At 62.7% G+C, this 13,496-nt stretch carries 18 protein-coding genes; 15 read left to right on the forward strand and 3 right to left on the reverse strand.

From position 1 onward, the window contains the following. The first annotated feature begins 523 nt into the window (after positions 1 to 523). Both ACUJ47_RS11090 and ACUJ47_RS11095 read left to right on the forward strand, forming a co-directional pair. Positions 524 to 1,069 (forward strand): hypothetical protein, encoded by a 546-nt coding sequence (locus ACUJ47_RS11090; RefSeq protein WP_445538456.1) that lies wholly within the window; start codon positions 524 to 526, stop codon positions 1,067 to 1,069. A 109-nt stretch (positions 1,070 to 1,178) separates the two neighbouring features. Further along, on the forward strand, positions 1,179 to 1,433 hold the full coding sequence (locus ACUJ47_RS11095; RefSeq protein ID WP_445538457.1) for a hypothetical protein: 255 nt from the start codon (positions 1,179 to 1,181) through the stop codon (positions 1,431 to 1,433). 18 nt (positions 1,434 to 1,451) lie between these two features. On the opposite strand, the gene ACUJ47_RS11100 is transcribed toward ACUJ47_RS11095, so the two are convergent. Then, positions 1,452 to 2,738: a GGDEF domain-containing protein gene (locus ACUJ47_RS11100; RefSeq protein ID WP_445538458.1), complete on the reverse strand. Its 1,287-nt coding sequence runs from the start codon at positions 2,736 to 2,738 to the stop codon at positions 1,452 to 1,454. Positions 2,739 to 3,040: 302 nt separating this feature from the next. Here ACUJ47_RS11100 and ACUJ47_RS11105 point away from each other — a divergent pair, with 302 nt between their 5' ends. From ACUJ47_RS11105 to ACUJ47_RS11165, 13 genes are all read left to right on the forward strand, one after another. Beyond that, positions 3,041 to 4,105, forward strand: a complete 1,065-nt coding sequence (locus tag ACUJ47_RS11105) for a ribonucleotide-diphosphate reductase subunit beta (protein ID WP_354143716.1) — start codon at positions 3,041 to 3,043, stop codon at positions 4,103 to 4,105. Between the two features lie 123 nt (positions 4,106 to 4,228). After that, complete coding sequence (locus ACUJ47_RS11110; RefSeq protein ID WP_445538459.1) at positions 4,229 to 4,714, forward strand: Panacea domain-containing protein; 486 nt, start codon at positions 4,229 to 4,231, stop codon at positions 4,712 to 4,714. 2 nt (positions 4,715 to 4,716) lie between these two features. After that, entirely contained in the window at positions 4,717 to 5,484 is a 768-nt protein-coding gene (locus ACUJ47_RS11115) for a hypothetical protein (RefSeq protein WP_445538460.1), read from the forward strand. Positions 5,485 to 5,703: 219 nt separating this feature from the next. Then, positions 5,704 to 5,886 carry a hypothetical protein gene (locus tag ACUJ47_RS11120; RefSeq protein WP_445538461.1) on the forward strand — a complete coding sequence of 61 codons (183 nt, stop codon included), beginning with the start codon at positions 5,704 to 5,706 and terminating at the stop codon, positions 5,884 to 5,886. Between the two features lie 104 nt (positions 5,887 to 5,990). Beyond that, positions 5,991 to 6,245 carry a YdcH family protein gene (locus ACUJ47_RS11125; RefSeq protein WP_445538462.1) on the forward strand — a complete coding sequence of 85 codons (255 nt, stop codon included), beginning with the start codon at positions 5,991 to 5,993 and terminating at the stop codon, positions 6,243 to 6,245. A gap of 98 nt (positions 6,246 to 6,343) precedes the next feature. After that, positions 6,344 to 6,598, forward strand: coding sequence for a YdcH family protein (locus ACUJ47_RS11130; protein ID WP_445538463.1), 255 nt, complete (start codon positions 6,344 to 6,346; stop codon positions 6,596 to 6,598). Positions 6,599 to 6,682: 84 nt separating this feature from the next. Then, a complete protein-coding gene (locus tag ACUJ47_RS11135; protein ID WP_445538464.1) occupies positions 6,683 to 7,207 on the forward strand; it encodes a DsrE family protein in 525 nt (174 codons plus the stop codon). Positions 7,208 to 7,280: 73 nt separating this feature from the next. Beyond that, positions 7,281 to 8,183: a sulfotransferase domain-containing protein gene (locus tag ACUJ47_RS11140; RefSeq protein WP_445538465.1), complete on the forward strand. Its 903-nt coding sequence runs from the start codon at positions 7,281 to 7,283 to the stop codon at positions 8,181 to 8,183. Positions 8,184 to 8,288: 105 nt separating this feature from the next. Beyond that, the gene (gene argB / locus ACUJ47_RS11145) at positions 8,289 to 9,185 is read left to right on the forward strand and encodes an acetylglutamate kinase (RefSeq protein ID WP_445538466.1); all 897 of its coding nucleotides are present in this window, start codon (positions 8,289 to 8,291) and stop codon (positions 9,183 to 9,185) included. A gap of 106 nt (positions 9,186 to 9,291) precedes the next feature. Continuing rightward, a complete protein-coding gene (locus ACUJ47_RS11150; protein ID WP_445538467.1) occupies positions 9,292 to 9,585 on the forward strand; it encodes a YggT family protein in 294 nt (97 codons plus the stop codon). After that, positions 9,585 to 10,478 carry a bifunctional methylenetetrahydrofolate dehydrogenase/methenyltetrahydrofolate cyclohydrolase FolD gene (gene folD, locus ACUJ47_RS11155; protein ID WP_445538468.1) on the forward strand — a complete coding sequence of 298 codons (894 nt, stop codon included), beginning with the start codon at positions 9,585 to 9,587 and terminating at the stop codon, positions 10,476 to 10,478. Before ACUJ47_RS11150 ends, folD begins: the two co-directional genes overlap by 1 nt. Next, positions 10,475 to 11,185 carry a hypothetical protein gene (locus ACUJ47_RS11160; RefSeq protein ID WP_445538469.1) on the forward strand — a complete coding sequence of 237 codons (711 nt, stop codon included), beginning with the start codon at positions 10,475 to 10,477 and terminating at the stop codon, positions 11,183 to 11,185. Before folD ends, ACUJ47_RS11160 begins: the two co-directional genes overlap by 4 nt. Continuing rightward, positions 11,182 to 11,805 (forward strand): MarC family protein, encoded by a 624-nt coding sequence (locus ACUJ47_RS11165; protein WP_445538470.1) that lies wholly within the window; start codon positions 11,182 to 11,184, stop codon positions 11,803 to 11,805. The genes ACUJ47_RS11160 and ACUJ47_RS11165 overlap by 4 nt, the downstream gene beginning before the upstream one ends. A 3-nt stretch (positions 11,806 to 11,808) precedes the next feature. Here the strand turns inward: ACUJ47_RS11165 and ACUJ47_RS11170 are convergent, their stop codons facing one another. Together ACUJ47_RS11170 and ACUJ47_RS11175 are read right to left on the reverse strand one after the other, a co-directional pair. Further along, entirely contained in the window at positions 11,809 to 12,420 is a 612-nt protein-coding gene (locus tag ACUJ47_RS11170) for an LON peptidase substrate-binding domain-containing protein (protein ID WP_445538471.1), read from the reverse strand. Positions 12,421 to 12,424: 4 nt separating this feature from the next. Then, positions 12,425 to 13,333, reverse strand: coding sequence for a tetratricopeptide repeat protein (locus ACUJ47_RS11175; protein WP_445538891.1), 909 nt, complete (start codon positions 13,331 to 13,333; stop codon positions 12,425 to 12,427). Between the last annotated feature and the right edge of the window lie 163 nt (positions 13,334 to 13,496).

Raw genomic sequence — 13,496 nt, forward strand, 5'->3', positions numbered from 1 at the left:
ATGAATCACTTGGCCGTATTGGCCAAAAAATTGGGGAGCAATCCCCTATAAGGAGCTTGCTCCCCGAGCAGGCTGAACGGTTAAGTTCGAGGCCAGCTACGCAATCGCCGCCTCGCATCTGAAGCCGTTCTCGTCAACCCGATTACTTCAGTTTTCGGGCAGGAGAAGATGTGCGTTGTTGATAGTTGGTGGACAAAACGAGCTAGGGCCGAAAGCGCGCGAGCGTTTAGCTCGACTCGGCCAATTCCTCCACGACGGCGGACATCCCTCCATTTTCAATCGCGGTGAAGTCGATTTGCCAGAGCCGCAAACGAGAAAGGAAGTACAAGATGTCGAATGCAAAGCCTCATCCCGATCCCCAGCCGGATCGCGGCAAAGACAACGAGCCTGGGCGAGGTCACGGTCGACCGGTAGAGAACCGACCTTCCGCTCCCCAGATTTCGAAGCCGCTTTCGGAGCTCAGCTTCGAGTTCTGGCACAACATTACCAAGCGCTAGCTTTTGAAAATGGGGGAGGGATATGGGTGGCCGTCGAGGCTAAGCCACTTGGCCTCGACGGTCCTGCCGCGCACATCCTTATGGGCGTTCGCGAAGATGAAACTATCTTTCCACGTGCCTGGGCATTCGAACGGATCGGGCATCAAGTTCGACCGTTTCCTACGAAGCACACAAATTTCCCCGATGCTTCCATTTGTGCTTTCGACCCGAAATCCGGTGCGTGGACTCGCGAGGACGGGCTGACCGCGCTCGTGGACCATTATGCGCTCTGGGCAGTGAAGAGCTGGCATCGACAAGAATTCGGTTGGTGGCCTGGCCCACAAATCGGCAAGTGCGCGCTTTATCGTCGGAATGAATTTGATGTGCGCGAATGGTGCGGCTGTGGATCGGGCATACCTTACGGCTTTTGCCACTATCAACGAGACAAGCAGGTGCCCGATGAGCTTGCGCAGCGTGAATTCACCGCGCTCTTTGGTCTGGATTACCAGAACCGGCAAACCCCAACTGTCATAGTCGAAGCAGCGCGAACTCGCTGGAAGACATTGCCCGCCTTGGATAGCTTGATCTTCTGAAGATGGCGTGGACGCCGTTGCTCCAAGAAACGGATTGAGGCACACTGTCCGCATGCAAGATCGGTCAGGTCCCTCGCCTTTTCGGCAAACCCTCGTCGCAATCAGTTTGTTGCTACTCCTTTCAGCCTGCGCCGCGCAGATCGATGCGGGGGTTGCGACCGGAGAGGACGTGCCCGGCTTCTGGTGGGGGCTGTGGCACGGCTTCATCTTCCCCTGGGCCTGGATCGGCTCGCTGTTCGACGAGGGGATCGCGGTCTATGCCGTGCCCAACAGTGGCGGCTGGTACGATTTCGGCTTCTTCCTCGGCATCACCGTGCTCGGCGGAGGCAGCTGGTTCAGCTCGAAGAAGCGGCGGCGCGACTGACGCCGCACTGAGCGAGCTTCATGCGCGGCGGCGGTCGCGCGGGTCTTCGCTAATCCGGTCAATTCCCGCGCCCAGGCCTTCGTCCGCCTCGATCACTTCCACCCGGTCGCGTCCGGCGCGCTTGGCGCTGTAGAGCGCGACGTCGGCCATCTCGATCATGTCCTCAAGGTCGAGCCGGCGGTTGGCCGGGGCCAGCGCCAGCCCGATGCTGGTGGTGATGAGCGGCTTGGAATCGTCGCGCACCGGCACCAGCATGGCGGCGATGGCTGCGCGCATTTCCTCGGCCAGCTCGCGCGCTTCGCCCGGGTGGCGTTCGCGCACCGCAGCGATGAATTCCTCGCCGCCATAGCGGGCGAGCACGCCATAGCGGCTCGGGAACACCGCCATCAGCTGCGCCGCGGCGAGCGCCAGGCAACGGTCGCCGGCCTGGTGGCCGTGGCGATCGTTGAAGGCCTTGAAGTGATCGAGGTCGATCATCATCACCGCCAGCTTGCCATGCTTGCCGCGGCTGCTTGAAAGCCCGCGCAGCCGCTCGCTCACAACGCGCTCGAACTTGCGGCGGTTGGGCAGGCCTGTCAGCGGGTCCTGTTCGGAAAGCTGGCGCAGCAGCTGGTTGTTCCGCTCAAGCTCGATCCGCGTCATCTCGTCGCGCTGGTCGAGAAGGAAGCTGCGCGCGTTGAGTTGCCAGCTGCGTCGCGCGATCGCCCAGGCGGGGATGCCCACCAGCGAGGTTATCACGATGTAAAGACCCAGCTCCAGCGGCGGCAGCGCATGGGGCCACATTGCCACTGCCGAGGTGGCGAGCGCAAAGGCCAGCGCATAGCGTTTTAGCTCATCGGGGCGAAACGGCAGCGCCAGCCCCAGGCACGAAATGCCAAGCAGGAAAGTGGTCGCCAGCGTATAGCGCGCCATCGCTTCGGACGTGACGAAGCTGGCGAAGTACATCGCCAGCATGCCGATGCTGATCAGCGCGCCTGCCGCCACCAGCTTCATCTGGCCGACCTGGTGCTTGCGCAGCAGGAACAGGCCCGCCACCGCCAGCGGCACGATCGTCGCCGACCGCCACAGCAGTGCCACATGGATCATGTCCGGAAGGGCGAAGGCATCGAACAGCAGGGCGCACAGGCTGATGGCGAGCGCGAAGAGAATCTGGAACCGCAGGCCTTCATAGACCCGGTTGCGCGAATATTCCTCCTCCAGCGCCTTGAGCGCGGGCGACCACGCAGCATAATCGCTGCGGGTGGCGAGCGCCAAATCGATCTCTTCGCGCAGGGCGAAAGAGTGAGGAGAGGGTTCTTGCGACATAGCCCCTAAAAGTTAGCCGAAATCCCGTTAAGTATCTCCTAAAGCACTATTTTTTGCGGTTTTCTGCGGGTCACGATGGTTAACGCCACCCTTCGGCCGCGCGAAAAAGGTTAACGCCGATATAAGGGATGCGAATCACCCGAATCACGCAGCCCTGCGGCGCATGCCGGGCGACGAATCCGCGCTTCGGCCCGACTCGAAAAAAGCACGGCTTATCCCCGCCAAAACACCCCTGCTTGCCTTCGAATTGCCGCCATGATTCCCTATATTGGAAATTCGCGCTGATTCACGGAGACCACCAGATGTCGTTGCTCGAAGCCCGCAAGACCTACAAGCCGTTCGAATACCCCTGGGCCTACGAGTTCTGGAAACGCCAGCAGCAGATCCACTGGATGCCCGAGGAAGTTCCCCTGGGCGAGGATTGCCGCGACTGGGCGCAGAAGATTTCCGAGCACGAGCGCAATTTGCTCACGCAGATCTTCCGTTTCTTCACCCAGGCCGACGTCGAGGTGCAGGATTGCTACCACGACAAGTATGGCCGCGTGTTCAAGCCGACCGAGATCAAGATGATGCTCACCGCCTTCTCCAACATGGAGACGGTGCACATCGCCGCCTATTCGCATTTGCTCGACACGATCGGCATGCCCGAAAGCGAATATTCGGCCTTCCTCGAATATGAGGAAATGAAGGACAAGCACGACTTCCTGCAACAGTTCGGCGTGGACACGGACGAGGATATCGCCCGCACGCTGGCGGCCTTCGGCGGCTTCACCGAAGGGATGCAGCTGTTCGCCAGCTTCGCCATGCTGATGAACTTCCCGCGCTTCAACAAGATGAAGGGCATGGGCCAGATCGTCAGCTGGTCGGTGCGCGACGAAAGCCTCCACTGCGAAGGCATCGTGCGGCTGTTCCACGAATTCGTGCGCGAGCGTGACTGCTACACCAAGGCGGTGAAGGAAGACATCATCGACATCTGCCAGAAGACGGTGCGGCTGGAAGACAATTTCATCGATCTCGCCTTCGAGATGGGCCCCGTCAGCGGGATGAGCGCGAAGGAAATCAAGAAATACATCCGCTACATCGCGGACTGGCGGCTGGGCCAGCTGGGCCTGCAGCCGATCTACATGGTGGACGACCACCCGCTGCCGTGGCTCGCGCCGCTGCTTAACGGGGTGGAGCACGCCAACTTCTTCGAAACCCGCGCGACCGAATATTCGAAGGCCGCGACCAAGGGCAATTGGAACGACGTGTGGGCCAGCTTCGACAAGCGCCAGAAGGCCAAGGCCGCGAACGAAGGCGCCGCTGCCGAGGATGACGGGCCGGGCCTGTTCGGCGATGCAGGCGAAGGGACGCAAGCGGCGGAGTAGTTGGGGAAAGTTGATTTAGTGCGGCTGTCGAAAGCGCGCTAAATCAGCTACGGAACATATGTGGAACTTATTCGATTCTCTTTCGTTGCTGGCCACGCCCCACCTCGCGGACTCGAGGCAGAGATGATCGACGTGCGCGTCATTGCCAATAAGGTTTTGGCTAGGGCCGAACTACGAGAGATCGACATCACCAACATGGCGATCAATAAGATCGTATACTTCGTGCATTGTGATTACATGCTCGAGGAAGGAGAGCCACTTGTCAGTGCCAAGATTGAGGCATGGCAACACGGCCCAGTTTTTCGAGAGCTTTATCAAGAATTCAAGAGGTGGGGAGACGGCCCGATCAAAGGTAGGGCGACGCGAGTCAGCCCCCTGTCAGGAGAGGTGGAGGAGGCTACTGCTCAATTTGGGACCGAGGAACAGGATCGCCTCAATGAACTGATTGACCGTTATATCGGATTTTCAGCAGCTCATTTGCGGGCACTTTCTCACGTAGTTGGAGGACCGTGGGATCAAGTTTGGCAGCATTCCGGAAGGGCGAATCCCGGAATGCGGATTTCAGACGAACTGATCAGGCAATCTTACCAGCGAGAAACAAGGCAATGAGCATGAGCCCAAAGAGCATTTTTAGAAAGTTGGACAGCATTCCCGCTGCTCCAAATTTTGTACGATACAACTTTGATGATCTTCGGAAGACGTTGAAGGCATATGTGGCGTTCGCGAAGGGCATGCCGACTGTCTCCTACAGCGAAGGAATAAAGATCATCCGCGATTTGGTGCTTGGATGGTCGAATGCCGACAATGCGAAGAGGGCGGCGCGCAGACTCAAGAACTCTCCTTCAAGAAAGGCGGTAATTGAGTTCGTCGATGCCTTCTGCATTTATGCGGAGCATCGACGGTACGAAGGTGTGCCGGCCTTTTCTGATTTCACGACCAACTTTGCGATTGGCAGAGAACTGTTTGTGCCGGTGAGGCCAACCTTGGTTTCGCGAGAGGATGGTGAGTTTCGCCCTACATTTGTTTTTGGTTGGAAGTCGGTGCCGCTTGACGACTTTCAGCGAAGGCTCCTCATGACCATTCTCGAAGATGCAATCTTCTCATTGACCGACTTCCAGTCGAGCGATGCTGAGATCGTCTTCCTTCCTGAAGTTGATGGAGTTCGCGTTCCGGAAGTTTGGCACCGCGGAGACTATGATCTCTTGTCTGAAGTCCAACTTAGAAACCAGATGGAATTGTTTCTGTCTGCCCGAGAGCAGGCCTATCCAATCATCGACAATTGGCTCCGTTCGAAAGCCAGCGAATTTCGAGATGAACCAGTGGCTGAGCGCGATCACCGACAGCCAAGCTTGGACTTGCGCCTTCCTCCAGTAGACTAGTTAAGCGAGCGCTACACCGCCGCCCCGCTTTCCTACAGCCGCGCGCGCGTGATAGCGCTTGGGCGTGCGCACCGCTCGTCACCTCCCGAACCCGCTCGGCGTCCCACACAGCCAATCGCTGCGCCCGGGCCGGGATTTTTTCTCTTATGACTGTGTCGCATGTGTCGCATCGTGCCCCGCGAACCCGGGCTTAACCAGTGTGCGGCTATATGATGCGCCATGTTCGCGAAGCACCAGGCCATCTTCCGCAGCCGCTGGCGCGCCCTCTTGTGGGCGGCGGGCGTGCTGCTCACGGCCTATTGCTCGGTCCCTTCGCCCGACGAGGCGCAGCAGGCCAGGCCCGCCGCAAAGCCGCAGCACGTGCATCACAACCCCTGGGCGATCGATCCCGCCAAAAGATAGCGCGCCTTTGCGCCGCCGCCGGGCAAATTTGATCTGCCTCAACGTCACATCGCGGGTATCTGCTAGCGTGGCGCCATCACCACTGCACAAAGAGAGGCATCCATATGTCGCAGCATACGCCGAACGAACTGACCCAGATCTTCGCCCGCGATCGCGAGCTGGTCAGCCGGCTCAAGCAGGCCGATGCGCATTATGCGCGGCTCGCGGACGAGTATCACGAGATCAACCGCGAAGTGCACCGCATCGAAAGCGAAGCCGAGGCGGCGAGCGACGAGCGCACCGAAGCGCTCAAGAAGAAGCGGCTCGCGCTGCTCGACGAGATTACCGCGATCGTGACGAAGGCGCGCGCTGCAGCCTGATTTGGGGCCTGAGCGGTGGCCTGTACGGGGGACGGGTCGCCGCTTGGGGGCGGGGTGTGCTATGATGCGCCATCGGACGAGATGAGAGAGGCAGTTCCATGTCGCAGCACACCCCGCACGAACTTCACGAGGCTTTTCCGGACGATGTGGCGCTGCTCACGCGGCTCAAGGTCGATGACCCGCATTTCGCCAACATCGCCGAGCGCTATCACGAGCTCAACCGCACGATCCACCGGGTCGAGGCCGAGATCGAGCCGACCAGCGACGAACATGCCGAGGAGCTCAAGAAGCAAAGGCTGGCGATGCTCGACGAGATTTCGGCGCTGCTTGAGAAGGCGCGCGGAGTTTCCTGAATTCGGCGCGCCGGTCCAGCTTTGTCACTTGCGGCGGGCCGCGCTAAGGCACGTCGACAGGCATCGAACAGGGACTTTGCATCAATGAAAATCATCGCATCTGCCGCACTCGCTTTCGCCATGCTCGCCGCGCCCGCGCTGGCCGACCACCATGCCGCTGGCGAAGTGACCGTCACCAACCAGATGGAATTCCCCGCCGACGCGGAATGGAAGCACAGCTTCGATGCCGGCCCGTCCGAAGCGGGCAAGCCCAACGGCTCTTTCGCCCGCGCGCTTGCCTACATCCGCGCGATGGAGGCCGAGGGGGTCGATCCGGCGCGGGTCAAGGTCGCGATCGTGGTGCACGGCCCGGCGGTGTTCGATGTGGTGAACGACGCACGCTATGGCGAGAAATACAAGGACGCCGACGGCGCGCCGATGCGCAACCAGAACTACAACAATGTCGCTGACCTGGTCGCGCGCGGAGCGGAGATCTGGGTGTGCGGGGTCGCCGCGAAATATCACGGCGTGGGCAATGCGCATTTGCTCGAAGGCGTGAAGATGGCGCCCAGTGCCACCGCCGCGCATGCCGATCTGCAGCGCCGCGGCTTCGGCATCAACCCGTTCTGATCGCGCTCTGCCTTGCCGCGCCGGGCCGAAAGTGCATAAGCTTCGCCCGGGGCGCAGGGGAGAGGGAATTGCAATGACAGCAGGAGTTGGGCGCCGCGCCCGCACGATCGAGGAAATCGGCCAGAACCTTATGGCGCTTCAGGCGGTGGAGCCTGTCAACTACCGGCCCTATCAGCCGCAGGCGGGCGATGTCTTCATCACCAGCTGGGCCAAGAGCGGCACCACCATGATGCAGCAGATGTTCCATCAGCTGCGCATGGGCGCCGCGACTGGTCAGGGCGACATGGATTTCGACGACATCAGCCGGATGACGCCATGGGACGATGTCGCGCTGCAGAACGATTTCGACATGACGGTGGAACAGCGCGCCGCGCCGCGCGGGTTCAAGTCGCACCGCGAATACGAGCGCCTGCCTGCGGGCATGCGCTATGTCGTGACGCTGCGCGATCCGCACGAGACCTATGCATCGTTCCACCGCTTCTTCGAAGGTTACCTGTTCGAACCCGGCTCGATCTCGCTCGACGAATTCATGCCTTTATGGCTGATGGGCGGCCCGGGCGGCTGCGATTACTACACCCATTTGCTCAGCTGGTGGGCCCGCCGCGACGAGCCCGACACGCTGCTGGTGAGCTATCGCTGGGTGGTGAAGAACCGCCCGGCGATGATCGGCATGCTGGCCGATTTCATGGCCATCGAGCTGACCGACGAGCTCGCCGCGCTGGTCGAGGACATGACCAGCCGCGAGTTCATGTATGCGCACAAGGACAAGTTCAACGACCAGATGATCTGCGATTCGATGACCGCGCGGCTTGGCATTACCGACTTCGAATCGACCAAGGTACATGACGTCGGCAGCGATGCGAAAGTGGTTCCGCCCGCGATCGTAGAGCAGATCGACGCGATGTGGGCCGAACGGGTCACTCCCGTCACCGGTCACCGGAACTTCGCCGAGCTGGCGACCGAACTCGGCCGCTAGCTTGCAGTGGTGCGGTGCGAACGGCGCGCTTCGCGCTATGCAGCGCGGCCTTGAGCCGCTAAGCGCGCTGCCGTGCGCCACCAGGGGCGAAGTGGAGTGAAGCGGATGAGCGCGAGCAGCGATCCCAACATGCTGGCGAAGGCCGAAGTACTGATCGAGGCGCTGCCCTATTTCCAGCGCTATGCCGGGCGCACCTTCGTGGTGAAATATGGCGGCCATGCGATGGGCGATCCCGAGGCCGCGCGCGACTTCGCCGAAGACATCGTGCTGCTCAAGGCCGTGGGCATCAACCCGGTGGTGGTCCACGGCGGCGGTCCGCAGATCGGCGCCATGCTCAAGAAGCTGGGCGTCGAAAGCACTTTCGTCGACGGCTTGCGCGTTACCGACAAAGCGACCGCCGAAATCGCCGAAATGGTCCTCTCGGGCGCGATCAACAAGGAACTGGTCGGCTGGATAGCAGGCGCGGGCGGCCGGGCGATCGGCATTTCGGGCAAGGACGGCGGGCTGGTGACGGCGCGCAAGGTCGAGCGCAGCACGCGCGACCCCGACAGCAATATCGAACGCGCGATCGATCTGGGCTTCGTGGGCGAACCGAGCCATGTCGACACCAAGATCATCGACACGGCGGTGGCTGCGGGCATGATCCCGATCATCGCGCCGATCGGCGCAGGCGAAGACGGCCACACCTACAACATCAACGCCGACACCATGGCGGGTGCGATCGCGGCGGCGCTGGGCGCAGCGCGGCTGTTCCTGCTGACCGATGTGGCGGGCGTGCTCGACAAGCAGGGGCAGCTGATGACCGATTTGACGCCGGGCGACATCGCGCGGCTCAAGGACGACGGCACGATCTCCGGCGGCATGATTCCAAAGCTGGAAACCTGCGTGAACGCGGTCGAATCGGGCTGCGAAGCCGCGGTGGTGCTCGACGGGCGCGTGCCGCATGCCATGTTGCTGGAATTCTTCACAGCGCGCGGGGCCGGAACGCTGGTGCGCGCCTGATCGATGCGCTAGCGCAATCGGGACGGGCGGCTCGGCGGGGGCTGGCCCTTGGCGTGTTACTCGGGTAACACGCAACTTCGGGACGCAGAAAACGGAAGCAGGTTAGATGCAGGCTCTCTACACGCTCTACGATATCATCGCGATGCTCAGCAACGTGCTGGTGATGCTGATCATCATCCAGTTCGTGATCGGGCTGCTGTTCGCCTTCAATGTGGTGAACGCCTCGAACGACTTCCTGATGTCGTTCTACAATTCGATCAACCGGCTGCTCGACCCGCTGCTGCGGCCGATCCGCAATCTCATGCCCAGCACCGGCGCGATCGACTTCAGCCCACTGGTGTTGATCATAGTGCTCAACATCGTGCTGATCGTGCTCGAAGGCATAATCCGGAGCGTTTGATGACCGCGAGGCTGATCGACGGCAAGGCGTTTGCGGCCGGCCTGCGCGAGCAGGTGGGCGAACTTGCCGGCGCATTCGAAGCCAGGGCGGGGCGCAAGGCCGGGCTGGCGGTGGTGCTGGTGGGCGAAGACCCGGCGAGCCAGGTCTATGTCGCTTCCAAGGCGAAGCAGACGGTCGCGTGCGGCATGGCCAGCTTCGAACATCGCTTGCCGCAGGACACTTCGCAGGATGCGCTGATCGCGCTGGTAGACCGGCTCAATGCCGATCCCGCGGTTGACGGCATCCTCGTGCAGCTTCCGCTGCCGGGGCATCTCGATGAACAGGCGGTGGTGGCGCGGATCAGCCCGGACAAGGACGTCGACGGATTGACGCCGACCAGCACCGGCCGGCTGGCGCTGGGCCTGCCCGGACTGGTGCCGTGCACGCCGCTCGGCTCGCTGATGCTGCTCAAGGACCAGCTTGGCAGCCTTTCGGGCCTCGACGCGGTGGTGATCGGACGTTCGATCCTCGTGGGCAAGCCGATGGCGCAACTGCTGCTGGCGGAGAATTGCACTGTCACCATCGCGCATAGCCGCACGAAAGACCTGCCCGACGTGGTGCACCGCGCCGATATCGTGGTGGCCGCCGTGGGCCGCCCCGAAATGGTCAAGGCGAGCTGGCTCAAGCCGGGCGCTACCGTGATCGACGTGGGCATCAACCGCCTCCCGCCCGAACCGGGTGCGGAGAAGGGCAAGCTGGTGGGCGACGTCGATTTTGCCGAAGCGCGCGAAGTCGCGGGCGCGATCACTCCGGTGCCAGGCGGGGTCGGGCCGATGACGATCGCAGTGCTGCTGCGCAATTCGCTGGTCGCGGCTTACCGCAATGAAGGGCTGGAGGTGCCGGAGGGGCTATGAAGAAACTGCTGCTCCTCGCCGCGCTGTCCGTGCTGGCCGCCTGTTCCTCGAGCCCGCGCCAGAGCTTCCCCGATCGCATCATCAACCGCGCGCTGGCCGGGGCGCCGGGGCAGGCGCAGCCGAGCGATGTGGTCGCGACCGAAATAGCCTTTGCGCGGCTTGCGCGCGAGAAGGGGCAATGGAGCGCCTTTGCCGAATATGCCGCGGATGACGGGGTGATGTTCGTGCCCGAGCCGGTTGCCGCAAAGTCGTGGCTCAGGGGTCGCGCGAACCCCGCGCAAAGCGTTGCGTGGCAGCCGCACCAGGTGTGGATGAGCTGCGACGGCTCGCTCGCGGTGACGAAGGGCGCATGGCAGCGGCCCGACGGATCGAATGGCTATTTCACTACCGTGTGGCAGCGGCAGAAGGATCGCACATATCGCTGGGTGATGGACCAGGGCGACGTGCTGGCGCAGCCGCTGGTCGAGCCTGAATTCATCGGCACGGAAGTGGCCGACTGCCGCGCAGGCAGGGAAATCGTCATCGCCACCGGCCTCGATCTCGAAATCCCCGGACGGGGCGCGGGCAGGTCGATGGACGGCAGCCTCGCCTATGAATGGGATGTATCGCTCGATCGTTCGCGCCGCTTCCGCGTGACCATGCTGCTGGATGACGAAATGGTCGAAGTGCTGCGGCTCGAAGTCGGGCCTCCGGCGGGCGGCCAGTGACCGAGCTGTTCATCTCCGCCTTTATCACCCTGTTCGTGGTGATCGACCCGCCGGGCTGTGCGCCGATCTATGCGGGGCTGACCAAGGGCGCACCGCCGCTGCAGGCACGCAATATGGCGCTGCGGGCGAGCTTCATCGCGACCGTGATCCTGCTGATCTTCGCGCTGTTCGGCGAAGACCTGCTGTCGGCACTGCATATCGAACTCAACAGCTTCCGCATCGCAGGCGGGCTGATGCTGTTCTTCATCGCCTTCGACATGGTGTTCGAAAAGCGTACCCAGCGGCGCGAGGAGCGTGCTGAGAAGGTCGCGGCCAGTCCCGAGATCGAGGACGTCTCTGTATTCCCCATGGCGATGCCGATGCTCGCAGGGCCGGGCGCGATCGCGGCGGTGATGCTGCTGATGAACGAGGCGAACGGGCTGGAGGAATCGCTGGTGGTCTTGGCGGCGCTCGGCGCAGTGCTGGTGATCACGGCGGCGGCGCTGGTTTCGGCAGGCCCGCTAATCCGCTTGCTCGGCGACCGGGTCGAAGCGGTGATCACGCGGCTGCTCGGTGTGCTGCTGGCGGCGCTGGCCGCGCAATATGTGATCGACGGGCTGAAGGGCAGCTTCGGGATCTAGGCCCTACTGCAGCGTGACCCGATCGTCGTCGCCATCGCGGCGGCCATAGAAATACATCAGCTGGATCAGCAATTCGCAGCGGGCGGGCAGGTCGGGCGCTTCGAGCAGCGCCTGCTTGCTCGCCGGATCGAACGGCGCGATCTGCGCCACGCCGTTGATCAGCGTTTCATCGTCGAGCCGCTCGACCGAGGCCCAGTCGACGCTGTAGCCCTGGTTGTCGGCAAAGCGCCGCGCTTCGCGCTCGAAACCGGCGCGTTCGACCGCCGAGAGGACCGCGTCCTCGTCTTCCTCGATCAGTTCGGCTTCGACCTGGCGGAACGCAGTCGTGACGTCGAGTTCGCGGATGATGCGGAAGCGCGCCTGGCCTTCGAGCACGAGGTTGTAGCGCCCGTCATCCATCGCTTCGATCTCGCCGATCCGCCCCACGCAGCCGATCGAATAGAGCGGCGCGCCTTCGACCGGGCGTTGCGGCTGGATCATCGCGATGCGGCGGTCGCGCACCAGCGCGTCACCCACCAGCGCGCGATAGCGCGGCTCGAAGATGTGCAGCGGCAGCTGCAGCCCGGGGAACAGGATCACGCCGGGAAGGGGGAAGATCGAGAGGCGCGTCGACACAGCCTCAGCCGAACAGGATCTGCGAAAGCCGCCTGCGCGCGGCCTTCACCCATTCGTCCTCCAGCCCGACCGCTTCGAAGATCTTGAGCAGTTTGGCGCGCGCGGCGCCTTCGTTCCACTCTATGTCGCGGGCGATCATGGCCAGCAGCGTGTCGGCCGCGTCATCGCGTGCACCGGCGGCAAAGGCGGCCTCGGCAAAGGCGAACTGCTTGTCCATGTCATCGGGGGCGGCTGCCGCGGCTTCGCGCAGCGCGGCCAGCTCGCTGTCATCGACCTGGCTGGCGGCGAGTTCGAGCGCGCTCTTCGCCGCCGCCATCGCCGGATCCTGCTGGATCGCCGGATCGAGCGCGTCGAACACCTGCTGCGCATTCGGTGCTTCGCCTGCCGCCACCAGCGCGCGGATCAGCCCGGCATGCGCGGGCACATTGTCGGGCGCCATTTCGACCACTTGTGCAAAGATCGTTGCGGCGCGCGCGCCGTCGCCTTCGGCCAGCACCTGTTCGCCCATGGCGACGAACTGGCTGACGTCCTGTTGCTGTGCTTCGCCGCCCGCGCCGGCCTGCACCGGCAGTTGCGCCAGGATCTGGTCGAGCATCTGTTTCAGTTGCGATTCGGTGCGCGCCTGCGTTAGATCGGCCACCGGCTGGCCCTGGAACATGGCATAGACCGTGGGGATCGATCGCACCTGGAACTGCGCGGCGATGAACTGTTCCTCATCGACATTGACCTTGACCAGCACCACGCCCTTGTCGGCATATTCGGCCGCGACTTTTTCCAGCAGCGGCGCCAGCGCCTTGCACGGCCCGCACCATTCGGCCCAGAAATCGAGCACGACGAGCTTGCTCATCGAAGGTTCGACCACGTTCTTGCGGAACCGGTCGACCGCTTTCTGCTCGTCGAGATTGAGACCCATGCTTGCCACGCTGCGTGCTCCTGATTCGTGCGGGACGGCACGATTGTGCCGGGATTGCGCTGCCCCCATGTGGGGCGGATCGCGCGGATGTGAAGGGCGAATGTGGCCTTGCGCATGCGACTCCGCAAGCGCGACATTTTCCGCTTGCGGCTCTGCCCGCCCG

Source organism: Altererythrobacter sp. Z27, assembly GCF_052683155.1.

Bases quoted from the DNA above. Each gene is read 5' to 3' on its own strand.
- ACUJ47_RS11110 (WP_445538459.1), top strand. From the start codon at position 4,229: ATGATCGACGTGCGCGTCATTGCCAATAAGGTTTTGGCTAGGGCCGAA.
- ACUJ47_RS11100 (WP_445538458.1), bottom strand. From the start codon at position 2,738: ATGTCGCAAGAACCCTCTCCTCACTCTTTCGCCCTGCGCGAAGAGATC.
- ACUJ47_RS11150 (WP_445538467.1), top strand. From the start codon at position 9,292: ATGCAGGCTCTCTACACGCTCTACGATATCATCGCGATGCTCAGCAAC.
- argB (WP_445538466.1), top strand. From the start codon at position 8,289: ATGAGCGCGAGCAGCGATCCCAACATGCTGGCGAAGGCCGAAGTACTG.
- ACUJ47_RS11115 (WP_445538460.1), top strand. From the start codon at position 4,717: ATGAGCCCAAAGAGCATTTTTAGAAAGTTGGACAGCATTCCCGCTGCT.
- ACUJ47_RS11135 (WP_445538464.1), top strand. From the start codon at position 6,683: ATGAAAATCATCGCATCTGCCGCACTCGCTTTCGCCATGCTCGCCGCG.
- ACUJ47_RS11125 (WP_445538462.1), top strand. From the start codon at position 5,991: ATGTCGCAGCATACGCCGAACGAACTGACCCAGATCTTCGCCCGCGAT.
- ACUJ47_RS11130 (WP_445538463.1), top strand. From the start codon at position 6,344: ATGTCGCAGCACACCCCGCACGAACTTCACGAGGCTTTTCCGGACGAT.
- folD (WP_445538468.1), top strand. From the start codon at position 9,585: ATGACCGCGAGGCTGATCGACGGCAAGGCGTTTGCGGCCGGCCTGCGC.
- ACUJ47_RS11105 (WP_354143716.1), top strand. From the start codon at position 3,041: ATGTCGTTGCTCGAAGCCCGCAAGACCTACAAGCCGTTCGAATACCCC.
- ACUJ47_RS11140 (WP_445538465.1), top strand. From the start codon at position 7,281: ATGACAGCAGGAGTTGGGCGCCGCGCCCGCACGATCGAGGAAATCGGC.
- ACUJ47_RS11175 (WP_445538891.1), bottom strand. From the start codon at position 13,333: ATGGGTCTCAATCTCGACGAGCAGAAAGCGGTCGACCGGTTCCGCAAG.
- ACUJ47_RS11120 (WP_445538461.1), top strand. From the start codon at position 5,704: ATGTTCGCGAAGCACCAGGCCATCTTCCGCAGCCGCTGGCGCGCCCTC.
- ACUJ47_RS11160 (WP_445538469.1), top strand. From the start codon at position 10,475: ATGAAGAAACTGCTGCTCCTCGCCGCGCTGTCCGTGCTGGCCGCCTGT.